Source organism: Micromonospora phaseoli, from assembly GCF_900109115.1.
GTDB lineage: Bacteria > Actinomycetota > Actinomycetes > Mycobacteriales > Micromonosporaceae > Micromonospora > Micromonospora phaseoli.
This window is the reverse complement of sequence record NZ_FNYV01000007.1, coordinates 346,529-367,919: the sequence shown is the minus strand read 5'-3', so window position 1 is coordinate 367,919 and position 21,391 is coordinate 346,529. Positions and strand designations below refer to the sequence as shown.

The window sequence follows — 21,391 nt, the reverse complement described above, 5'->3', positions numbered from 1 at the left end:
GGCCGCCGGGTCAGCCGGCCAGGCGCAGGGTGGCGAGGTAGTACGGGGCGTCGTGGTCGTCCACGTCGGTCAGCCGCCAGGCGGAGCCACGGACCAGCTCGGCCAGCTCGGCCGGCGAGCAGACCAGGTAGTCGAACCACGGCGTACCCAGCTCGCGGTAGCGCAGCCGCAGGCGCAGCTGCCCGCCGAGGCGCCCCCGCTGGCGGTTCCGCTCGTGATAACCGGTGTGTACGGGGTCACGGGTGCCGTAGGGGTCGGTCCCGTGGGCGATCACCTGGGCCCCGGGGCTGGCCATCGCGGCCAGTGCCGCGAGGAAGGCCGAGGCCCGTTCCCGGCCCTCGATCAGCCCCAGATTGTTGCCGAGCAGCAGGAAGGTGTCGTAGCGCCGTCCGCTCGCCGCGTGCTCGTCGACCGTGCCGTGCACCAGTTCCCGTACGCCCCGACGACGGCACACCTGCAACGCACCGGGCGAGACGTCCAGCCCGGTGACCGGTACGCCGCGCTCCTGGAGCAGCAACGCGATCCGGCCGGCGCCGACGCCGACGTCCAGCGTCGCGCCGCGTACCCGGTCCACCGCCCGGTGGTCGTGCGGTTGCCAGTCCTGCGGCCCGTCGAGGTAGTGGGCGGCCGGTGCGCCGTTGATGAGTCCGTCGTCCCGCTCGATGATCTCGATGACCGGGCGGGGCAGCCGACCGCCGGCCAGCGGCCGTGGGCCGATCCCCGTCGCCACCGCCAGCGCGTCGCGCAGCAGTTCCCCGAAGACATCACCGATTCGTGGTTCCCCCGTCACATCCTTAACGCTAACGGGCTGCTCAGTCAGCCGCGACGCCCGTATCCTGGCGGCGTGACGACGTTGGACCGCCTCTCGGCGGAGAAGTACATCCTCCTCACGACCTTCCGCAAGGACGGCAGCGCGGTGCCGACCCCGGTCTGGGCGGTCCGCGACGGCGATGCCCTGGCGGTGTGGTCCGCGGCCGATGCCGGCAAGGTGAAGCGGATCCGGCGCAGCGGGAACGCCACGGTGGCCCCCTGTGACGTACGCGGCCGGCCGCACGGCGAGGCGGTGCCGGCCCGGGCGAGCCTCTACGATCCCGGAGCGACCAACCGGATCCGCAACCTGATCAAGCAGAAGTACCGGGTGATCGGCCGGCTGACCCTGCTCGGCAGCCGACTGCGTCGGGGCGAGGGCGGCACGGTCGGCATCCGGGTCGAGCTCGTCGAGTGAACCGTCCCCGGGGGCAGCCGCCCTCGGGGGAGTTGACGTCGGCGTCAGGCCGGGCTTCCCGGGCATGACGAAGGGCGGCGGAAGATCCGCCGCCCTTCGTGTGGTTCTGCTATTTACCAGCCAGTCAGTCACCCTGACGCTGCTGCGGGATCTGCCCCTGCAGCAACGCCCTGACCTCGGACTCGCGGTACCGCCGGTGGCCACCGAGGGTCCGGATGGCGCTCAACTTGCCAGCCTTCGCCCAACGGGTCACCGTCTTCGGGTCGACACGGAACATCGACGCCACCTCGGCCGGCGTGAGTAGCGGCTCTGGTTCGTGCGTTCGCGATGCCATCGGTCACTCCTCCACATGTATAGACATCGGCCGGGGTCCCGCCGGCCAACGCGTCTCCCATGGTCCGGCTAGTCCCCGATGTCCGACATGGGCCGAACGGCCGAACGTCCCTAGACGGACGGATGAACCATGCCCGATTTATACGACTTTTATACTCCAGAAACTACCTTATTCGGACTCATGATCACGGTTCGTGATGCGTCAACTACGAAGTTCCCTCACGTTACCGCCCCAAATTAGGCCGATAACGGACTAATTGCAACGCTCCAGAAGTTGCACCGCACGCCACCGGGCGACGAGCTTGTCGTACGCCTCCGACGCTTCCTCCGCCTCGCCCCGGGACAGCCCGGCCAGCCCGGCCGCGACCAGTTCCGGCGAGTCGTCCTCGGCCAGCGTCTCGTCCGACAGCAGCTCGACCAGCCCGCCGTAGTCCAGCTCGACCACCGAACGCGGGTGGAACTCCTCCAACCAACGGGCGGCCTCCTCGACCGCCTCCGTGATCGGCGCGTCGCCGACCGACTTGCGCAGCACGGCGAGCGCTCGCGACGACCGCCGGCGGGCCTTGGAGATCTCGGTCCGGAAGCGCAGCGAGCGGCGGTCGGGCGCGGTCACATGGTGACGCTCCTGCGCCTCGAAGAGCACGAACCAACGCAGCGGTACGCCCCAGGTGGCGATCTGCTCGTGCACCCGCGGCACGCCGTGCTCCAGCACCCGGGCCCCGCTGCGCCAGTCCTCCACCACCGCCTTGGCCTGCCCCGCCAGCACCGGCGGGACGAACGCGTCGGCCAGCACCGGCGGCACGCCGTCCCGCGCGCTCAACGCCGCCTCAGCCACCCGGATACGCAGGTTCCACGGGCACACCAGCAGGGTCTCGTCGGTCTCCAGCACGTACGCCTCGTCCGGCAGGTCGGGCAGCCGCGTCCAGCCGGCACCGAGCGCCTCGATCACCGATGTCCGCTGCCGGCCGGGCCCCTCCACCGGCGCCACCGCCCGCCCCTGCTCGACGTAGCGCCGCCAGTACGACTGCCGGTCCCGGTCGAAGGCGGTCAGCGGCTCGTACACGCGCAGGTATGAGGCGAAGAGCGACGGCACGGCGCGATCCTCCCACGAACCGCAAGCCGAGCGTTGCTCGGCGTCACACCGGACCGGCGGCGCGGCGCGCCCAGCAGGACGGGTGGCGGACCCCGGACAGCTGGTTGGCGGGTCCGCACCGGGGCAACGGCGGCGCTACGGCTGCCCGGAGGTCGGGACGGCAGCGCCGGGGAGGGCGGCGTACGGCCGGCCGATACTAGGCTCGCAGCACCGGCAGCATCCCGCCGGTGTTGACCAGGTCCGCGCCCCACGAGGGCGCCCGCCGACACAGGAGCCAGTCATGGGCGTATTCGCCACCACGGACGACCCGGAGTCCACGGGTCATGAGCAGGTCGTGTTCTGCCAGGACAAGCAGACCGGCCTGAAGGCGATCATCGGCATCTACTCCACCGCGCTGGGCCCCGCGCTCGGTGGCACCCGGTTCTACCCGTACGCCGACGAGGAGTCCGCCCTCGCCGATGTGCTGGACCTCTCCCGCGGCATGGCGTACAAGAACGCGCTGGCCGGCCTGGACCTGGGCGGCGGCAAGGCGGTCATCTGGGGCGACCCCGAGCAGATCAAGAGCGAGGCGCTGCTGCGCGCGTACGGCCGCTTCGTGGAGTCGCTCGGCGGGCGCTACTACACCGCCTGCGATGTCGGCACCTACGTACCCGACATGGACGTGATCTCCCGCGAGACCCGGTACGTCACCGGCCGCAGCGTCGAGCACGGCGGCGCCGGGGACTCCTCGATCCTCACTGCCTGGGGTGTGTTCCAGGGCATGCGGGCGGCGGCCGAGCACGTGTGGGGCGTACCGACGCTGCACGGCCGGCGGGTCGGCGTCGCCGGCCTGGGCAAGGTCGGCCGCTATCTCGTCGGCCATCTGGTCGAGGACGGTGCCGAGGTGGTCGCCACCGACGTAAACCCGCGGGCGCTGGAGTGGGCGCGCACCACCCATCCCGCGGTCACGCTGGTCGAGGACGTGACCGCGCTGGTCGCCGCCGACATCGACGTGTACGCCCCGTGCGCCCTGGGAGGCGCGTTGAACGACGACACGGTGGGGGCTCTGCGGGCGAAGGTGGTCGCCGGGGCGGCCAACAACCAGCTCGCCCACTCCGGCGTCGAGAAGCTGCTCGCCGATCGGGGCATCCTCTACGCCCCGGACTACGTGGTCAACGCGGGCGGCGTGATCCAGGTCGCGGACGAGATCGAGGGTTTCGATTTCGAGCAAGCCAAGCTGCGGGCCACCCGCATCTACGACACCACCCGGGAGATTCTCCGGCTCGCCGACGCCGACGGGGTGCCCCCGGCGGTCGCGGCGGACCGGTTGGCCGAACGGCGGATGGCTGAGATCGGCCGGCTGCGCGCGATCCACCTGCGCTGACGACGCGCCGTCGGGGCGCGGGCCGGCTGGTCCCGCCCCCGGCGGTCATTCCCGGTTAAGCTGAAGATACGACGCGTTCGTGGAGATTTACCCCGTGTCACGACCGTTCCCGTCATCGGTCCTTACCCGGTACACTGGGTGACGAGCGTACGACCGGAACGCACGGTCGCGGTCGGTGGTAACCCGAGGTGCCGAACGGTGGCATCCCCATGTACCGTAAGAGCCACGAGAGATGCCTGACGTCATCGGGGCCCGCCTTCGGGCTGCCCCGCATTCTGTGCGAGGGGGTCGAGCCATGGGGCGCGGCCGTGCTAAGGCCAAGCAGACAAAGGTGGCCCGGGAGTTGAAGTACCACTCCCCGAACACCGACCTCGCCGCCTTGCAGCGAGAACTCGGCGGCAGCGGCAAGTCGGACCACAACTTCGACGACGACTACAAAGAGTACGTCGACGACGACGAGGACCACGCCGGGGACGATCCGGACACCTGGGTCCGTCCTACCCGCTGACCCCCGGTCGCATCTGAGCACGCGGTAACTCCCCGCGTGCTCACGCATGTGTCCGCTAGGCGGTGTACCACCGACGAGCCGAGGGCCCGCCATCCCCGGACGCTGCTCCGGCGGCCTGGCGGGCCCACGGCACCTACTCGTCAGCGGGGACGGTTGTTCCAGTTGTAGAACGTCGGGATGTTCTCGAAGTGGTTCCAGGCGCAGACCGCGCTGGCACCGTCTCCACCTGCCACCTCCGCCCGTAACTGGCGTGCGGCCTCGGCCTCGTGGAGCAGGGCGGTGAGCCCGGCGGCTGCCTCCCGTACCCGGTCGGCGACCCGGTCCGGCTCGCCTCCCGCCACGGTCTCAGGCTCCCGGTGACTGGTGGTCTCGGGCATGCTCCAACACTCCCTCCAGTAGGCGGATCTTGCTGTTGCGGCAGTGCTCGGTCTCCGTACCGTCAAAACGCCCCAGCTCGAAGTAGCGGTTGGCTGCGTGACCTCCGCCACAGAATCCGAAGTACGGGCAGGAGGAGCGACACGCCTCCACGCCGTCGATGAACTCGCCGACCCACGCCGTACGCCCCGCGCCGGCCAGGATCGTGTGCAGCGGGGTGGAGAGCACACTCCCGCTGGTGAAGTCGCCGTAGCGAGGATCGGTGAAGCCGGCCAGCTCGGGCGAGAGCACGACGACCGAACCGTCGTACGCCACGGTCGGGATCGGATCGAGCCGGCCCGGCAGCAGGTCGTCCGCAGTGCCGTCCAGCACCGCCCCGGCGTACCGCAACGACCACTCGACCTCGCGCAGATGGATGCGGGGATCACGCCGCCAGGCCGACACCAGCTCGGCCCAGAACCCGGTCACGGCAGCCGCGTCGTGGGCGTTGGCACGGGTGTTGACGCCCTCGGTCTCCTCGATGTTCACGCCGAGCACCTCGCAACCGAGGTCGAGGAAGTAGTCGTACAGCTCGGTGGCGCGACCCGGCGACGGGTCGTTGACCACCGCGAGCGCCGAGAACGGCAGCCCGTGCCGGCGCAGCGCCGCCACCCCACGGACGATCCGGTCGTACGCCGGCCGGCCGGCCCGGGTGACCCGTTCGCCGTTGCGCTCCCGGGGCCCGTCCACGCTCACGCTCACCCGCATCCGGTGGGCGGCGAAGAACTCGCACCAGGAGTCGTCGACCAACGTCGCATTGGTCTGGACGTGGTGCTCCACCTCGGGCGCGAACGGCGCCATCAGCGCTGCCAACTGCTCCCGACCGGCGGCCAGCGGTTCACCGCCGTGCCAGACCACCGAGAACCTCCCTGCGGAGGCCCAGCGGTTCACCGAGGCGGCCACCGCCTCGGCCACCGCGACCGGCATCCGCCGGTCGGCCGCCCGGAACGGGAGATAGCAGTACGCGCAGTCGAGGTTGCAGAGGGTGGTGGGCTGCATCACGACGTACGACGGGACGCTGGCCAGGCCGCGCATCCCGCGCAATGACCGTCCCCGCGCAGCCATCGCCCTCCTCCGTAGCGGTTGAAGGCTGCCGGGCACACCCCGGCAAGGGCGCGCCCCACAGCTCTGAGGGTGCCCTTAAGGCTAGGCGGCGACGGCTACTCGGGTGAACCCCTGATCAGGTGGTTGGAGGATCAGCGCAGTGTGATCATCATCCGCGGGTGTGCTGGCCGACCATCCGCACCTCGCCGGTGCCCTCGATGATCTCGCCGACCTGCCAGGCGTCCACGCCACGTCCGGTCAGCGTGGCCAGCGCGCGGTCGGCGTCCTCGGCCGAGACGATCGCGAACATGCCGACGCCCATGTTGAAGGTCGCCTCCATCTCCGGGTCCTCGATCCGGCCCTTGGACTGGATCAGGTCGAAGACCGGCTGCGGCTTCCAGGTCGAGCGGTTGACCACGGCATCCACGTGCTCCGGCAGGACCCGCACCAGGTTGCCGGGGATGCCACCGCCGGTGACATGGGCCAGGGCCCGCACCTCGGCCTCGGTGATCAGCTTGAGGCAGTCCTGCGCGTAGATCTTGGTGGGGGTGAGCAGCTCCTCGCCCAGGGTGCGCTGCCGGCCGAAGTCGTCGATCACGACGTCCAGCCGCATCCGGCCGGCGCCGAGCAGCACGTGCCGGACCAGCGAGTAGCCGTTCGAGTGCAATCCGGACGAGCGCATGGCGATCACCACGTCGCCGATCTCGACGCGCTCCGCGCTGAGGATGTCGCTCTCCTCCACCACACCGACGCCGGTGGCGGAGATGTCGTACTCGTCAGGGCGCAGCACGCCCGGGTGCTCGGCGGTCTCGCCACCGAGCAGCGCACAGCCGGCGTACCGGCAGCCGTCGGCGATGCCGGCGCCGATCTCGGCGACCTTGTCCGGCACGACCTCGCCGGTGGCGATGTAGTCCAGCAGGAACAGCGGCTCGGCGCCGCAGGCGACCAGGTCGTCGACGACCATCGCGACCAGGTCGATGCCGACCGTGTCGTGGATGTCCATCTGCTGGGCGATCACCAGCTTGGTGCCTACGCCGTCCGTGGAGGACGCCAGGATCGGGTTCTTGTACTTCGTGGTGTCCAGCCGGAACAGGCCGGCGAAGCCGCCGAGGTCACCCATCACCTCGGGGCGGCGGGTCTGCTTCACCTTGGACTTGAGCAGCTCCACGGCACGGTCACCCGCCTCGATCGAAACGCCGGCGTCCGCGTAGGAGACCGAGCGTTTGCGAGCCGAACGGCCGGCCCCGGCCGTCCAGGGCTGACGGTCGCCGCCGGCGCCGCTCGGGCTGCTTCCTGCACCGCTGCGCTCGGACACGTGCGTCACGTTTCTCCCCTTTGTGATCCTCGGCTGCCACGTCGACGGTGACCGACACGGCGACCGGGTTGGTGCTACGGGCGGTGTGTGGTCGCCGACGGTTTCAAATCGGAGCTGAAATGGTCGCCGCTCGGAGTGGCGACGAGCGGAGGGAACTGCTCACTGTCGTCGGTGTCGTCGACCGCGCGATTCGCGACCCGACGACCGATCCCTTCGAGCACATGCTTACCGATCAGGTTGCCGACGGGAAGCTCGATCGGGTACTCCCCGTCGAAGCAGGCCCGACACAGTCGGGTCTTCGGCTGCTCGGTGGCGGCGATCAGGCCGGACAGCGAGACGTAGCCCAGCGTGTCCGCGCCGATCGACCGCCGGATGCCCTCGTTGTCAAGGCCGTTGGCGAGCAGTTCGGCGCGGGTGGCGAAGTCGATGCCGTAGAAGCAGGGCCAGGAGACCGGCGGTGAGGAGATGCGAACGTGCACCTCGACCGCGCCGGCCTCGCGCAGCATCCGCACGATCGCGCGCTGGGTGTTGCCCCGCACGATCGAGTCGTCGACCACGACCAGGCGCTTGCCCCGCACGTTCTGGCGCAGCGGATTGAGCTTGAGCCGGATGCCGAGCTGACGCAGCGTCTGCGACGGCTGGATGAAGGTGCGCCCGACGTACGGGTTCTTCATCAGGCCGGCGCCGTAGGTGATGCCGGACTCCTCGGCGTAACCGATCGCCGCCGGGGTGCCCGACTCCGGCACCGGGATCACCATATCGGCCTCGATCGGGTGCTCCTTGGCCAGCTGGCGGCCGATCTGCACCCGGGCGGCGTGCACGTTGCGACCGGCGATGGTGGCGTCCGGTCGGGCGATGTACACGTATTCGAAGAGGCAGCCCTTGGGCTCGGGCGCGGCGAACCGGGTCGACCGCAGCCCGTCGGCGTCGATCGCGATCAGCTCACCGGGCTCGACCTCACGGACCACGCTCGCGCCGACGATGTCCAACGCGGCGGTCTCGCTGGCCACCACCCAGCCCCGGTCCAACCGGCCGAGCACCAGCGGGCGTACCCCGTGCGGATCACGCGCGGCGTAGAGCGTCGACTCGTCCATGAAGACGAAGCTGAACGCTCCCCGCAGCTGCGGCAGCACCTCCAGGGCGGCGGCCTCGACGGAGAGATCCGGCCGGCTGGCCAGCAGCATCGTGACCAGCGAGGTGTCGTTGGTCGAGCCGTCCGCGCCCAGGCCCAGGCCGCGCTCGGCAACCTCGCGCTGCAGTTCGGCGGTGTTGACGAGATTGCCGTTGTGAGCCAGCGCGATCGTCGTGCCGGAGCTGGTCGCGCGGATGGTCGGCTGGGCATTTTCCCAGTTCGACGCGCCGGTCGTCGAATAGCGGGCGTGCCCGATCGCGACATGGCCGCGCAGGCTGGCCAGCGTCGGCTCGTCGAAGACCTGGGCCACCAGGCCGAGATCCTTGTAGACCACCACGCCGGAGCCGTCACTGACCGCTATGCCGGCCGCCTCCTGCCCCCGGTGCTGTAACGCGTACAGCCCGAAGTAGGTCAGGTTGGCTACCTCTTCCCCAGGGGCCCAGACGCCGAAGACGCCACACGCGTCCTGGGGGCCGGGTCGTTGGGGATCAAGGTCGTGGCTCAGCCGGCCGTCGCCTCGGGGCACCTGCCGCTCCCTTTACTGGTCTGGACTGGCCTGGCGGAACCCCGGGGGGCTGCTCCGCACTGCTCGGCCGGGACCACACTGTCGTCGGATGACAGTGTACGCGAATCCATGTCGCCACATACAGTCACACTGTCACCGCTTTATGTCACCGGGCGACAAGTATCACCCCAGTTCGAGAGGCAGGTACGCGGACAGGTCCGCGCGAATCCCGCTCGCCCGTACACGACCCTCCGTTACCGCCCGCGCCCAGTCGACTCGCCCCGCGGCCAACCCGAGCCAGGTTTCCGGATCCATCTCCACCGTGTTCGGGGGAGCACCGCGGGTGTGTCGCGGCCCCGGAACACACTGAACTGCACCGTAAGGTGGGACACGCACCTCCACCGATCGGCCGGGGGCGCGCTCCGCGAGGAGGGCCAACAGGGCCCTGACCGCCTCTCGGAGCACTGTCCGTTCGGCGGTACGCCCCTCATCGAGCGCCGCCAGTGCCGTCGCTACCGCGACGGACTTAATGTACGGAGAGGACACGACGGGACGATACGGCGTGACCGCGCCGACCGTCACTCCGGCCCTGGGTCGCGCCGATCCGGCCCGACAGGGCATAGTTGCCGACGGCGTATTCGTACCGTGATGTTCTCCGGGCCGGCACCGGCCGGTCAGGGGAGGTCAGTCCGGAAGGCGGTGGACGTGTCAACACACCGACGAGCCTGGCAAAAGCGGGCCGGTGTGGTCGTGGCGCTGATTGTCGGTGCCCTGCTCGCCGTCCCCGCCACACCCGCACTTGCTGCCAACCCCGACGTGCAGATCACCAACCTGCCGAACGGTTCCCTCCAGAGCGGCCAGCAAACGTCGATGACGTTCACGGTCAAGAACAACAACGAAGTTCCTACCGCGTTCAGAATCTCCGTCAGCACCTTCAACGGCCTGAGTTGCCAGGGTGACTGCAACGTCCCCGCCCGGCTCATCCCGGCCGGCGAAGAAGTGTCGATCACGGTAAACCTGGTGGCCGGCGACGTGGCGGCCGGCCAGCAGCGGTCCGGCAAGGTGCGGGTGTCCGCCCAGGCCGGTGGCGACCAGGGTGCCGACGAGCGCGACATGACGGTTCGCGGCCCCAACCCGCCACCGACCACGCAGGCGCCGCAGACGGTGCGGTCGATCGCCGGCAAGGTCGTCGACCAGGGTGGCGACGCGGTGCCGGGCGCCTACGTGCTGCTCAAGGACAGCGCCGGCAAGCAGCGGGACGGCACCACCGACGGCAACGGCAACTTCCGGTTCACCGGTAGCAGCGACAACCCGATCACGCCGGGTCGGATGGATCTCGGCGCGAGCAAGGACGACAAGAACGCGGTGATCAGCTTTACCGCCAACGCGGGTCAGAGCATCACCGGACGGCGGATCACCCTGCCGATCGCGGCCTCGGCCAGCCCGAGCGCCACCCCGTCGGCGAGCGAGTCGGCGGTGCCGACGGAGGACCCGTTCGAGGACGAGTTCACCGAGGAAGAGGACACAGCCGGCGAGAGCGCTGCGGCCCAGGCGCCGGCCTCCAACGAGGATTCCGGCGGCTTCGGCAACTGGCTGCTGATCCTGCTCGGCGGCCTCTTCGTGGCCGTCGGCGTCGGCACGATCGTGCTGCTCTGGATGAAGCGCAAGGAGAACGAGGACCCCGAGGCCGACGGCGACGTCCCCGACGGCGCGCCGGCCGGTGCGGTTCCGGCCGCCCGTGGCTCGTTCGCCGGGGTGGACGACCAGACCCGGGTGGTGAACCGGGTCGGCGCAGCGCCGGACCCGACCATGGTGGCCGGCCCTGCGCTGAGCAACGCTCCGACGATGATGCACCAGCCGGTCCTCGACGACGTCCCGCCGGATCCCTACGCCGCTCCGCCGCAACCGTACGGCGCCCCGGGTGGACCGGGCGGCTGGAACGGTGGCGGTTACGGCGACGAGCCGCCCGGCTACGGCGCCCCCGGCTACGGCAACGCGCCTTCCTCGGGCAGCGGCTATGGCAACGCTCCCTCGTCGGGCAGCGGCTATGGCAACGCCCCTTCCTCTGGCAGCGGCTACGGCAGCGCGCCTTCCTCCGGCAGCGGCTACGGCAACAGCCCGCCCCCGGCCGGTGGCTACGGCAGCCGTGACTACGGCGCGGGCAGCGGCGGGTCGGACTATCCGCCAGCGGGTGCCGGCGCCGGCTACGGCGAGCGATACGACGAGCCGACCGGCCGTTACAAGGGTGAGGAAACCCGATACCCGGCTCCCGCCGACCCGTACGCGACCGGCCTCTACCAGCCGGAGGCGACCCCGGGCTACGGCCAGAGCGAGCCCGCCGGCTACGGCCAGAGCGATTCCACCCGAGGCTATGGCCCGGGTGAGCCCGCTGGTTATGGTCAGGGTGAGCCCGGCTATCGCCCGGGTGAGCCCGCCGGCGGCTACGGCCGCAACGAGCCGACCGGCGGTGGCTACGGCCAGAGTGACCCGACTCGGGGCTACGGCCAGAGCGAGCCTGGCGGCTACGGGCAGAGCGAGCCGGCTCACGGCTACGGCCAGGGTCAACCGGGTGGCGGGTACGGCCAGGAGCCGGCCGGCGGGTACGGCCAGGGGCCCGCACACCAGCGTGGCGGCTACGACAGCACCAGCTACGACAACGCCTACGAACAGGGCGGCTACGGCAAGGGCGGCGGCTACGGCCAGGAGCCGCAGCAGCCAGGCGGCTACGGCCAGGAGCCGCCGGCGGGCGGTGGCTATGGTCAGGAGCCGCCGCCAGGCGCTGGCTATGGTCAGTCCGGTGGCGGCTACGGCCAGGAGCCCCCGCGCCAGCGGGGCGGCTACGAGCCGGGCGGCTATGGCGACCCGACGCAGGCCGGACGCGGCCGGCCTGACGGCCCCGCCCCGGACCGGGGCGGTCGCCGGCTGGACTGGCTGGACGACTAGGAGCTTCGCACCAGCGTGATGTCACCCGGAGGTACTCATGTCCGGGTGACATCACGCTTGCTGTGGCATGTGTGCCCCCGCGGCCCCGCCCGGCGTGGTCAAGCTGCGGAGAAGACACCCTGGCGGAGCAGGGGGACCACCTCGGAGGCGGCGACGCGTACCGCGATCTCGACATCCTCGGCGAAGCCGTTCTCGATCAGCTCACGGCCCGAGACACAGCCCCGGATCGCCGCCGGTACGTCCGGAGTGCTGGCCAACGCGGCGAGCGCCATGGCCGCCTCCACCGACAGGCCGCCGGGCACTCCGGAGAGAGCGTCCAGCACGCTGGCCGCACCGAGCTGATCCTCCACCGACGGCCGCAGCGACCCGTCCGGCCACCGCTCGCCGGCAGCCACGACACCGATCGGGGCGTCGTTCGAGCCGTACCCGTGGCGGATCAGCCAGCGCCCGACGGCGCGGGAGTTGCGCAGGTTGGCCGCGACCACCGGTAGCCCGGTGGCGCTGGCAGCCGCGCTGATCGCCGAGCCGTTCGGCGAGGGAAGCACCAGATCGGGTACGACCGGCGCCCGGCTCAGCGCGGCCGGCGACAGCGACCACGGATGTTCCGGAGTGACCTGCCGGCGGCCGATCGCGGCGACCGCACCGACGCGCCGCGCGTAGTCGGCGGCCTGCTCGTTCCAGGGAAACGGGTGTACCCGCATTCCCCGGCCGACCGCCACCTCGACGGTGGTGGTGAACGACAGGACGTCCACCACCACCAGCACCGCGCAGACCCGGCCGAGTTCGGCCGCCCCCGCGAAGCCCCAGTCGAAGCGGGCTCCCGATCCAGGTTGGGCGTAGACGGCCGCGGTCAACGCCTCAGCGCTCGTCAGGCGTGGAGGGCTGCTCGGTGGCATCGGATCGTGGGGCCACCGCCCCGGCGTCGTCGCCGGTCGGATCGGCCGACTGGTCGGTGGCCCCGGCCGGCGACGTGACGACCGTGGGACGGTCGGTACGCACCGGCGGCGTCGCCCGATCGGCCGGCCGGTCGGCTGCCTCGGCGGCCTCGACCTCGGCGGCCTCGACCTCGGCGGCCTCGACCTCGGGGGCCCCGACCTCAGCGGCCTCGACCTGGGCGGCCTCGACCTCAGCGGCCCCGACCTCAGCGGCCATCGCCGGCTCCTCGGCAGAACCGGCCACCGGTTCGGTGTCGCCCTCAGCCACGACGGCGTCGGCGGCCACCCCGAGTGCCTCGGGGGCGGTCACTTCGAACGGCTGTACGCCGCCGAAGAGGCTCGGCAGCGTGCCGGTGTGCGCCTCCCGCAGCTCGTCCAGGCCGATCCGGAACTGGCCGTGCACCTCCAGCGCCCCGCCGACCTGGTCGGTGACCCCGATCAGCTCCCACGGCACGCCGTGCTCCGCGCAGAGCGCGGTGAACGCCTTCTCGTGGCCGCGCGGCACGGAGGCCAGCACACGGCCGGCGGACTCGCTGAACAGGAAGACGAACGGCATCGAGCCGCCCTCGAAGCGGTCCGGCACCGCGATCCGCGCCCCGACGCCGTGTCGCAGGCAGGACTCCACCAGGCTCTGTGCGAGCCCACCGTCGGAGAGGTCGTGCGCGGAGCTGAGGTGCCCGACCCGGGCCGCCTCGGCGAGCAGCCCGGCGAGCTGCTTCTCGCGCGCCAGGTCGACCTGCGGGGGTACGCCACCGAGGTGCTCGTGGGTCACCCAGGCCCACTCCGAGCCGGAGAGCTCAACGTGCGTCTCGCCGAGCAGGAAGAGTTGCTCATGCTCCCCACCGGGACGCGGGACGAATCCCGACGCCACCCGGTCGGCCACGTTCGCCAGCAGGCCGAGTACGCCGACGACCGGCGTCGGGTGGATCGCCGCCGCCCCGGTCTGGTTGTAGAAGCTGACATTGCCGCCGGTGACCGGGATGCCCAGCTCAGCGCAGCCATCGGCCAGGCCGCGTACGGCCTCGGCGAACTGCCACATCACGCCCGGGTCCTCCGGCGAGCCGAAGTTCAGGCAGTTGGTGACGGCGATCGGCGCCGCGCCGGTGACGGCGACGTTCCGGTACGCCTCGGCCAGCGCCAGCTTGGCGCCGTGGTACGGGTCGAGGCGGGCATACCGGCCGTTGCCGTCGACCGAGAGCGCCACGCCCAGGCCGGTCCGCTCGTCGATCCGGATCACACCCGAATCCTCCGGCTGGGCGAGCACGGTGTTGCCCAGCACATAGCGGTCATACTGCTCGGTGACCCAGGTCTTGTCGGCGAGGTTCGGCGAGGCGATCATGCGCAGCACGGTCTCGCGCAGGGTGTCCGGGTCGCTCGGCCGGGGCAGCGTCTCGGCCCGGTCGGCCTGGAGCAGGATGAGGTCGGCCGGTTCGCGCATCGGCCGGGCGTAGACCGGGCCGTCGTCCACCAGCGAGCCCGGCGGCACATCCACCACCACGTGATCACGCCAGGTGATCAGCAGCCGGCCCGGCTGACCCTCCGGCTCCGGTGCGGTGACCTCGCCGATGGCGGTGGCCAGCACGCCCCACTTTTCGCAGGTCTTGAGGACCGCCTCGAGCTTGGCCGGCTCGACGATCAGGAGCATCCGCTCCTGCGACTCGCTGGCGAGGATCTCGTGCGGCTGCATCGACGGCTCGCGCAGCGGCACGCGCTCCAGCCAGACCCGCATCCCGGTGCCGGCGGCCGCGGCGGTCTCGGTGAGCGCACAGGTGAGCCCGGCGCCGCCGAGATCCTGGATGCCGGCGATCAGCTGCGCGTCGTACAGCTCCAGGCACGCCTCGATCAGCAGCTTCTCGATGAACGGGTCGCCGACCTGCACGGAGGGGCGGCGCTGCTCGCTGCCCTCGTCGAAGGTGGCACTGGCCAGCACCGAGACGCCGCCGATGCCGTCCCGGCCGGTCTTCGCGCCCATCAGCACCACGACGTTGCCCGGGCCGACGGCAGCCTTGTTCTGCAGCCGGCTGACCGGCAGTACGCCGAGGCAGAGCGCGTTGACCAGGGGGTTGCCCTGGTAGCAGGGGTCGAAGACCACCTCGCCGCCGATGTTGGGCAGGCCGAGGCAGTTGCCGTACCCGCCGACACCGGCGACCACGCCGGGTAGCACGCGGGCGGTGTCGGGGTGGTCGGCGGCGCCGAAGCGCAGCGGGTCCATCACCGCGACCGGGCGGGCACCCATGGCCAGGATGTCCCGGACGATGCCGCCCACGCCGGTTGCCGCGCCCTGGTACGGCTCGACGAAGCTCGGGTGGTTGTGCGACTCGACCTTGAAGGTCACCGCCAGTTCGTCGGAGACCTGCACCACGCCCGCGTTCTCACCGATGCCGGCGAGCAGCCGGTCGCTCGGCGGGGCCTTCTCGGTGAACTGCCGCAGGTGCACCTTGCTGGACTTGTAGGAGCAGTGCTCGCTCCACATGATCGAGTACATCGCCAGCTCGGACTGGGTCGGCCGACGGCCCAGAATGTGCCGGATCCGGTCGTACTCGTCGTCGGCGAGCCCCAGCTCGGCGTACGGCTGAAGCTCCTCCGGCGTGCCATCGGCGCGCGGCACCGTGTCCACCCCGTCGGTCCAGTCGGTGGCCTGCGGCGCGGCGGCGTGCCGGGCCGCGGCTGCCGAGGACGCGGCAGCCGGGTGCGGCTGCGCCGGGAATGCCTCCGGGGCCTCCCGTACCGGGTCCGGATGCGTGGTCATGACCTCTCCTCGTTGCGCTCGCCGCCAGACAGGCGGGTGAGCCGACCGATGATCCCGCCGCGAAGGGTCACGCCGGCGTCCCCACCAGGTGCTTGAGCACCGAGGTGAAGAAGCCGAGACCATCGAGGGAGGGGCCGGTGAGCGCCTCCACCGCGTGCTCGGGATGCGGCATGATGCCGACCACGTTGCCGGCAGGGTTGGTGATCGCGGCGATGTCCCGCTGCGAGCCGTTGGGGTTACCGCCCACGTAGCGGGCGACGACCCGCCCCTCGGCCTCGAGCGCGTCCAGCGTCGCGGTGTCGGCGACGTAGCAGCCCTCGCCGTTCTTCACCGGAATCAGCACCTCCTGGCCGGACTGGAACGTGTTCGTCCAGGCGGTGCCGGTCGCCTCGATGCGCAGGATCTGGTCGCGGTTGCGGAAGTGCAGGTGCTGATTGCGGGTGAGCGCACCGGGCAACAGGTGGGCCTCGCAGAGGATCTGGAAGCCGTTGCAGATGCCCAGCACGGGCAGTCCACCGGCGGCGGCGTCGATGATCTTCTCCATCACCGGCGCGAACCGGGCGATAGCACCGCAGCGCAGGTAGTCGCCGTACGAGAAGCCGCCGGGCAGGACGACCGCGTCCACCCCGTGCAGCTGCGGATCACCGTGCCAGAGGCGGACCGGTTCCGCGCCGGCGATCCGGACGGCCCGGGCCGCGTCCCCGTCGTCGAGCGAGCCGGGGAACGTCACCACACCGACCCGTGCGGTCACGACCGGGCGTCCGCAGGCTCGTCGGCCTCCACCAGACGGACGGTGAAGTCCTCGATGACCGGGTTGGCGAGGAGCTTGTCGGCGATCTCCCGGGCCCGGTCCAGATCCGGTTCACCGGTGAAGTCGATCTCGATTCGCCTGCCGATCCGTACCGAGGCGACGTCATTGACGCCGAGCCGGGGCAGCGCGTTTGCGACGGCCTGGCCCTGAGGATCGAGGATCTCGGGCTTGAGCATGACGTCGACGACGACGCGAGGCACTGGGCACTCCTGACTGTGTACGCAGTTGGGTGCCGACCCACAACGGGCGAGCGCAGCCAGCCTACCTGGCAGATACCCCGCCGGACGCACCGGCCGGACGCGGTCCGGGTGGCACTCCGCGCCCTCCGCAGGCGCCCTCCGGGACCGATGCGGGTTCGTTGCGATCCCGATACGGGTTCGTTGCCGGAGCCCCTGGCGGGTCGGCCCCACGCCCACTCGGACTCCCTGCCGGATCGGATCGCCGCCCACTCCGGAAAATCCGACTGTTACATCGCTTTGTTTCAATGAACCTCTTGTGAAACACCTCACCGACCCCTACGGTACATCGTCAGACGTCGATTTAATGACGTCGCGGTGGCGGATCACCCCCGCCCGCCACCGCAGGTCGGCCCGGTAAACCCGGGTCCTGCGAACTCCGAAGGAGCCACACCGATGCGCATCCGATCCCTGATCGCGGTCGTCGCCACAGCCCTGGCCGGCGTGGTCGGCGCCAGCTCCGGCGCCGTCGCCTCACCTGTCAGCCCGTACATCATCGGCGGCGGGACCGTCTCCTCGGCTCCGTGGGCCGCCGCGGTCCTCAGCAACGGATCGTTCACCTGCTCCGGCACGATCATCGCGCCGCAGTGGGTGCTCACCGCGCGGCACTGCCTCGGCGGCTCGATGTCCGTCCGGGTGGGCAGCGTCAACCGCACCTCCGGCGGCGTCACCCGGACGGTCAGCGCCACCTACGGACAATACGACCTGGCCCTGATGCGGCTCTCCAGCTCGGTCAGCACCAGCTACGTCAGCCTGGCCAGCAGCAACCCGCCGATCAACTCGACCAACTCGATCTACGGCTGGGGCATGACCTGCTACAGCGGCTGCTCCGCCTCGACCCAGCTGAAGACCGCGTCGGTCCGGGTGACCAGCAACAGCGTCACCGATGCGTACGGCGGCCAGGCGATCCGGAGCACGCGGATCAACGGCAACGCCTGGCGCGGCGACTCGGGCGGCCCGCAGTTCTACAACGGCGCGCAGGTCGGGGTGGCCTCCACCGCCGACGGCCAGAGCATCCAGAACTACGGCAGTGTCGCGTACAACCGGGCCTGGATCAGGTCCGTGGCCGGTGTCTGACGGTTAGCGCCCCCGGCGGCGCGGATGGTGGGCTCTGCGCCCACCGTCCGCGCCGCGCCGTTTTGCAGCATCCGACCAGGTGAACAGGCCCCCCGATGTGGTGCACGATCGGCTGACAGCATCGGAACCGTGCTGGTCGTGACGACGGATCAACTTCCCGGCTACGAGATCCGCCAGATCCTCGGCGAGGTGGTCTCCTCCATGGCCAGGACCCGCAACCCCTACCGCGAGGGGGTGAAGAACCTGCGCGGTGGCGCGTACGACCCGATGGCGCCGGACAACCTCACCCGGTGGCGCACCGACTCGGTGGCCCGACTCGGCGAGGAGGCCCAGCGGCTCGGCGCGAACGCCGTGGTCGGGATGCGGTTCGACAGCCGCGACTGCGGTGAGATGTGGATGGAGATCTGCGCCTACGGCACGGCGGTGATCGTGGTGCCCAAGGTCCCCGACATCATGCCTGCCGACCAGCCCCTGGTTGCCGCCGAGACAGCCCAGGAGCCGGCCTTCGCCCAGGAACCGGGCGGCATCGCCGAGCCGGGCAGCGCCCCCAACCTCTCATCCTCCGCCGAAACCCCCACCCGCGACACCTAACCACCCACCCACCCACCCACCTACCCACCCACGCCCGCGCAGTTGATCAAGAAGTTTGCGTCTGTACCCGGCCGGATTCCGACCAGAACTTCTTGATCACCGCGCCCGGCAAGGGAGTGGGGGTGGGGTGGGGTGGGGTGGTTAGAGGATGGGGGGTGGGGAGTAGGTGGCGGCCTGGGGGTGGGATTGAACGATCTTGGTGATTCTTGCGGTTACCGCCTGGATCTGGGCGGGGGCGGCGCCCACGAAGGCGGCGCGGTCGGCTACCAGGGCGTCGATCTCGGCGCGGGTGAGGGCGAGACGGTCGTCGGCAGCTAGCCGGTCGAAGAGGTCGTTGTCGGAGGCGGCCTTCTCGCGCATGGCCAGGGCGACCGCGACGGCGTGTTCCTTGATCGCCTCGTGCGCGGTCTCCCGACCGACGCCCCGACGGACGGCCGCCACCAGGATCTTGGTGGTGGCCAGGAACGGCAGGAACCGCTCCAACTCCCGGTTGATCACCGCCGGGTACGCCCCGAACTCGTCCAGCACGGTGAGGAACGTCTGGAACAGCCCGTCGGCGGCGAAGAAGGCGTCCGGCAGGGCCACCCGGCGCACCACCGAGCAGGACACGTCCCCCTCGTTCCACTGGTCGCCGGCCAGCTCGCCGACCATCGACAGGTAGCCCCGGATGATCACCGCGAAGCCGTTCACCCGCTCCGACGAGCGGGTGTTCATCTTGTGCGGCATCGCGCTGGAACCGACCTGGCCCGGCTTAAATCCCTCGGTGACCAGCTCCTGACCGACCATCAGCCGGATCGTGGTGGCCAGCGACGAGGGTGCCGCGGCCACCTGCGCCAGGGCGGAGATCACGGCCAGGTCGATCGAGCGCGGATAGACCTGCCCCACGCTGTCCAGCACCCGGTTGAAGCCCAGGTGCTCGGCGACCCGGCGCTCCAACTCGGCCACCTTGTCGGCGTCGCCGTCGAAGAGGTCCAGCTGGTCGGCCGCCGTACCCACCGGGCCCTTGATGCCCCGCAGTGGGTACCAGGCGATCAGATCCTCCAGCCGCTCGTACGCGATCATCAACTCCTCGGCGGCCGACGCGAAGCGCTTGCCCAGCGTGGTGGCCTGCGCCGCCACGTTGTGCGACCGGCCGGCCATCACCACGCCGGAGTATTCGTGGGCGTGCCAGGCGAGCCGGGCCAGCGTCGCCACCACCCGGTCCCGGATCAGCTCCAGCGACCGGCGCACCTGGAGCTGCTCGACGTTCTCGGTGAGGTCACGAGAGGTCATCCCCTTGTGCACGTGCTCGTGCCCGGCGAGCGCGCTGAACTCCTCGATCCGTGCCTTCACGTCGTGCCGGTTGACCCGCTCCCGCTCCGCGATCGAGGCCAGGTCCACGTCGTCAAGCACCCGCTCGTACGCCTCGACCACCCCGTCGGGCACCGGCACGCCCAGGTCCCGCTGCGACCGGAGCACGGCCAGCCAGAGCCGTCGCTCCAGGCGGACCTTCTCCTCCGGCGACCAGAGGGCGACCAGCTCGGGCGAGGCGTACCGGTGGGCGAGCACGTTCGGGATCTTCGTCACCCGCTCATTCTCCGGCACCGGCGTCCGGCCTCCCGTTCGGGTACGGCTGGCGGATGCGGCCCATCTCTGCCTGACCACCAAAGACCCGACACCGGAGACCCAACGGCCAAGACCTCACACCAGAGATACTACACCGAAGAACCGACACCAGAGAAGCGACACCGGGGACCTGGGCATGGCCACCCCGTCAGCAAACCGGGAAAATACGGCATGAATCGCGCTTGCAGCGCGTTGATTTGACCTAAGAATTCCGCATTACACGTAGGTCGATCGATAAGCAGCCATTTGTATTAGCTGAGCACCCGGAGAGTGCGACCAATCCTGGCCGGGCGGACACATTTCGAGAACCGTTCGGTTCGGCGGAGAAGGTTAAACGCGCGACAGACGGACGGGCAGGCAACTCGCTAGCGTTACAGGAACGGGAATGAAGATCATTAGCAGTCCGGCGAGAATGCCTGGGGGGCCGCTGTGTGTCTGACACCGAGCAAATCTACCAACCGATATGGCGGCATTCACCACCGCCTGCACGGTAGCAGTCGCAGCCAACAGCAGCCACAGCGGCATCGATGAACATTGGAGCCTTAAGGCATCCGCCGTACCCCACAACTCTTCGAGTCCTCTCCCGATCTCTCCCGACCTGCTCGGCGCCGTTCGTCGAGGCGGGGCCGTCGCCGGCTGTTCGCCATCAAGGACCCACCGCCCGCTGAAGGACAGCGTTCTCGCTACCAGCTCCGAGCTGACGACATGTCTGGACGGTGAACGAAGAGATGACCATGGCTACCACGAGGACGGCCACGAGCGTCCTCGATGACGTGCTCGTTCCGCGAGGATCAGAGCTCTCTTCTCGCCTGATGAAGGGCATCAAGTCCACCCTCTACTCGCAGGCCGCGCCGACCCGCCGGGTCGAACTCGCCGACGGTGAACTGCTGCACCAACCGGGCGCGACCGATGGCCGCGTCTATCTCATCGAGAGCGGTGCGATCTGCCTGGAACACTACTCTCCGACTGGGCGTCGGACCATTCTCGACGTGTTGTCGGCAAACGAGTACTTCGGTGAGGATTCGCTTCCCGGAATGCCGAGTCAGTACACTCCAGCCGCCATCACCCCCACCAGGCTGATAGTTATGGAGAGCGCCGTTCTGCACAGCCTCCTGCGCGAGGCGAATGTCTTCGACGTGTGGCAGCACAGCCAAATATTGAAAGCTCGCCGGCACCGGTCGCTGTTGTTGCAGCATGTCACCTCCGACAGCGAGGCCCGGCTGGCGATGCGCCTGCTCGACCTGACACAGATCTTCGGCACGAGGACCGGTCAGGACATTCAGATCGGCCTGAAACTGCGCCACGAGGACTACGCCGCAATGATCGGGACGACCCGTTCCCGTGTCGGCCTGTTCCTACAGCGCTTCACCGATCGCAAGATGATCCGGAGAGCGCCCTGCGGTGCGATCGTCGCAAACCCCCGCCTCATCGTCGGATACATCATGCAACGTATGGGCCTGCGCCCGACCGGGTGACGAGCCAGACGAACCCCCTCGACCCCCACCTGCGGCC

The 21,391-nt window shown here is 70.2% G+C and carries 20 protein-coding genes; 7 read left to right on the top strand and 13 right to left on the bottom strand.

Annotated features, from left to right (window positions below):
- Positions 1-10: 10 nt before the first annotated feature.
- Positions 11-790 (bottom strand): class I SAM-dependent methyltransferase, encoded by a 780-nt coding sequence (locus tag BMY89_RS19880; RefSeq protein WP_092381501.1) that lies wholly within the window; start codon positions 788-790, stop codon positions 11-13.
- Between the two features lie 54 nt (positions 791-844).
- Between BMY89_RS19880 and BMY89_RS19875 the strand changes: the two genes are divergently transcribed.
- Positions 845-1,225, top strand: coding sequence for a PPOX class F420-dependent oxidoreductase (locus tag BMY89_RS19875; protein ID WP_092381500.1), 381 nt, complete (start codon positions 845-847; stop codon positions 1,223-1,225).
- Positions 1,226-1,349: 124 nt separating this feature from the next.
- Here the strand turns inward: BMY89_RS19875 and BMY89_RS19870 are convergent, their stop codons facing one another.
- Together BMY89_RS19870 and BMY89_RS19865 are read right to left on the bottom strand one after the other, a co-directional pair.
- Entirely contained in the window at positions 1,350-1,559 is a 210-nt protein-coding gene (locus tag BMY89_RS19870; protein ID WP_007073996.1) for a BldC family transcriptional regulator, read from the bottom strand.
- Positions 1,560-1,811: 252 nt separating this feature from the next.
- Positions 1,812-2,651, bottom strand: coding sequence for a DUF8083 family protein (locus BMY89_RS19865; RefSeq protein ID WP_092381499.1), 840 nt, complete (start codon positions 2,649-2,651; stop codon positions 1,812-1,814).
- A 280-nt stretch (positions 2,652-2,931) separates the two neighbouring features.
- Here BMY89_RS19865 and BMY89_RS19860 point away from each other — a divergent pair, with 280 nt between their 5' ends.
- Both BMY89_RS19860 and BMY89_RS19855 read left to right on the top strand, forming a co-directional pair.
- Positions 2,932-4,014, top strand: coding sequence for a Glu/Leu/Phe/Val family dehydrogenase (locus BMY89_RS19860; RefSeq protein ID WP_092381498.1), 1,083 nt, complete (start codon positions 2,932-2,934; stop codon positions 4,012-4,014).
- A gap of 295 nt (positions 4,015-4,309) precedes the next feature.
- Positions 4,310-4,522: a DUF3073 domain-containing protein gene (locus BMY89_RS19855; RefSeq protein ID WP_092381497.1), complete on the top strand. Its 213-nt coding sequence runs from the start codon at positions 4,310-4,312 to the stop codon at positions 4,520-4,522.
- A 140-nt stretch (positions 4,523-4,662) separates the two neighbouring features.
- On the opposite strand, the gene amcA is transcribed toward BMY89_RS19855, so the two are convergent.
- The 5 genes from amcA to BMY89_RS30470 all read right to left on the bottom strand — a co-directional run bounded on the left by amcA (position 4,663) and on the right by BMY89_RS30470 (position 9,478).
- Positions 4,663-4,899 carry a multiple cyclophane-containing RiPP AmcA gene (amcA, locus tag BMY89_RS19850; protein ID WP_092381496.1) on the bottom strand — a complete coding sequence of 79 codons (237 nt, stop codon included), beginning with the start codon at positions 4,897-4,899 and terminating at the stop codon, positions 4,663-4,665.
- On the bottom strand, positions 4,868-5,971 hold the full coding sequence (gene amcB / locus BMY89_RS19845) for a cyclophane-forming radical SAM peptide maturase AmcB (protein WP_307818759.1): 1,104 nt from the start codon (positions 5,969-5,971) through the stop codon (positions 4,868-4,870). The genes amcA and amcB overlap by 32 nt, the downstream gene beginning before the upstream one ends.
- Positions 5,972-6,149: 178 nt before the next feature.
- Entirely contained in the window at positions 6,150-7,304 is a 1,155-nt protein-coding gene (gene purM, locus BMY89_RS19840; protein ID WP_092381494.1) for a phosphoribosylformylglycinamidine cyclo-ligase, read from the bottom strand.
- A 65-nt stretch (positions 7,305-7,369) separates the two neighbouring features.
- Positions 7,370-8,953: an amidophosphoribosyltransferase gene (gene purF, locus BMY89_RS19835; RefSeq protein ID WP_092381493.1), complete on the bottom strand. Its 1,584-nt coding sequence runs from the start codon at positions 8,951-8,953 to the stop codon at positions 7,370-7,372.
- 162 nt (positions 8,954-9,115) lie between these two features.
- On the bottom strand, positions 9,116-9,478 hold the full coding sequence (locus BMY89_RS30470; RefSeq protein ID WP_092381559.1) for a sterol carrier family protein: 363 nt from the start codon (positions 9,476-9,478) through the stop codon (positions 9,116-9,118).
- Between the two features lie 102 nt (positions 9,479-9,580).
- Between BMY89_RS30470 and BMY89_RS19825 the strand changes: the two genes are divergently transcribed.
- Positions 9,581-11,875, top strand: coding sequence for a carboxypeptidase-like regulatory domain-containing protein (locus BMY89_RS19825; RefSeq protein WP_092381492.1), 2,295 nt, complete (start codon positions 9,581-9,583; stop codon positions 11,873-11,875).
- A 98-nt stretch (positions 11,876-11,973) separates the two neighbouring features.
- Here BMY89_RS19825 and BMY89_RS19820 read toward each other — a convergent pair whose 3' ends face one another.
- The 4 genes from BMY89_RS19820 to purS form a co-directional block, all read right to left on the bottom strand.
- On the bottom strand, positions 11,974-12,729 hold the full coding sequence (locus BMY89_RS19820) for a 2-phosphosulfolactate phosphatase (protein ID WP_092381558.1): 756 nt from the start codon (positions 12,727-12,729) through the stop codon (positions 11,974-11,976).
- 4 nt (positions 12,730-12,733) lie between these two features.
- Positions 12,734-15,559, bottom strand: a complete 2,826-nt coding sequence (gene purL, locus BMY89_RS19815; RefSeq protein ID WP_232521429.1) for a phosphoribosylformylglycinamidine synthase subunit PurL — start codon at positions 15,557-15,559, stop codon at positions 12,734-12,736.
- 67 nt (positions 15,560-15,626) lie between these two features.
- Positions 15,627-16,310, bottom strand: a complete 684-nt coding sequence (purQ, locus tag BMY89_RS19810; protein ID WP_092381491.1) for a phosphoribosylformylglycinamidine synthase subunit PurQ — start codon at positions 16,308-16,310, stop codon at positions 15,627-15,629.
- A complete protein-coding gene (purS, locus tag BMY89_RS19805) occupies positions 16,307-16,570 on the bottom strand; it encodes a phosphoribosylformylglycinamidine synthase subunit PurS (protein WP_092381490.1) in 264 nt (87 codons plus the stop codon). The genes purQ and purS overlap by 4 nt, the downstream gene beginning before the upstream one ends.
- 432 nt (positions 16,571-17,002) lie before the next feature.
- Between purS and BMY89_RS19800 the strand changes: the two genes are divergently transcribed.
- Positions 17,003-17,683, top strand: a complete 681-nt coding sequence (locus BMY89_RS19800) for a S1 family peptidase (RefSeq protein ID WP_092381489.1) — start codon at positions 17,003-17,005, stop codon at positions 17,681-17,683.
- A gap of 24 nt (positions 17,684-17,707) precedes the next feature.
- Positions 17,708-18,274 carry a YbjQ family protein gene (locus BMY89_RS19795; RefSeq protein WP_092381488.1) on the top strand — a complete coding sequence of 189 codons (567 nt, stop codon included), beginning with the start codon at positions 17,708-17,710 and terminating at the stop codon, positions 18,272-18,274.
- Positions 18,275-18,415: 141 nt separating this feature from the next.
- Here BMY89_RS19795 and purB read toward each other — a convergent pair whose 3' ends face one another.
- Positions 18,416-19,840 (bottom strand): adenylosuccinate lyase, encoded by a 1,425-nt coding sequence (gene purB, locus BMY89_RS19790; RefSeq protein ID WP_092381487.1) that lies wholly within the window; start codon positions 19,838-19,840, stop codon positions 18,416-18,418.
- 851 nt (positions 19,841-20,691) lie between these two features.
- Between purB and BMY89_RS19785 the strand changes: the two genes are divergently transcribed.
- Entirely contained in the window at positions 20,692-21,354 is a 663-nt protein-coding gene (locus tag BMY89_RS19785) for a Crp/Fnr family transcriptional regulator (RefSeq protein ID WP_170147720.1), read from the top strand.
- The last annotated feature ends 37 nt before the right edge of the window (positions 21,355-21,391 follow it).

What these genes read in the sequence shown, in the direction of transcription:
- amcB (WP_307818759.1), bottom strand. Translation starts at nt 5,971, where the DNA reads ATGCGCGGCCTGGCCAGCGTCCCGTCGTACGTCGTGATGCAGCCCACC.
- BMY89_RS19800 (WP_092381489.1), top strand. Translation starts at nt 17,003, where the DNA reads ATGCGCATCCGATCCCTGATCGCGGTCGTCGCCACAGCCCTGGCCGGC.
- BMY89_RS19825 (WP_092381492.1), top strand. Translation starts at nt 9,581, where the DNA reads ATGTTCTCCGGGCCGGCACCGGCCGGTCAGGGGAGGTCAGTCCGGAAG.
- BMY89_RS19795 (WP_092381488.1), top strand. Translation starts at nt 17,708, where the DNA reads ATGGTGGGCTCTGCGCCCACCGTCCGCGCCGCGCCGTTTTGCAGCATC.
- BMY89_RS19870 (WP_007073996.1), bottom strand. Translation starts at nt 1,559, where the DNA reads ATGGCATCGCGAACGCACGAACCAGAGCCGCTACTCACGCCGGCCGAG.
- amcA (WP_092381496.1), bottom strand. Translation starts at nt 4,899, where the DNA reads ATGCCCGAGACCACCAGTCACCGGGAGCCTGAGACCGTGGCGGGAGGC.
- purL (WP_232521429.1), bottom strand. Translation starts at nt 15,559, where the DNA reads ATGACCACGCATCCGGACCCGGTACGGGAGGCCCCGGAGGCATTCCCG.
- BMY89_RS19860 (WP_092381498.1), top strand. Translation starts at nt 2,932, where the DNA reads ATGGGCGTATTCGCCACCACGGACGACCCGGAGTCCACGGGTCATGAG.
- BMY89_RS19855 (WP_092381497.1), top strand. Translation starts at nt 4,310, where the DNA reads ATGGGGCGCGGCCGTGCTAAGGCCAAGCAGACAAAGGTGGCCCGGGAG.
- BMY89_RS19785 (WP_170147720.1), top strand. Translation starts at nt 20,692, where the DNA reads ATGAAGGGCATCAAGTCCACCCTCTACTCGCAGGCCGCGCCGACCCGC.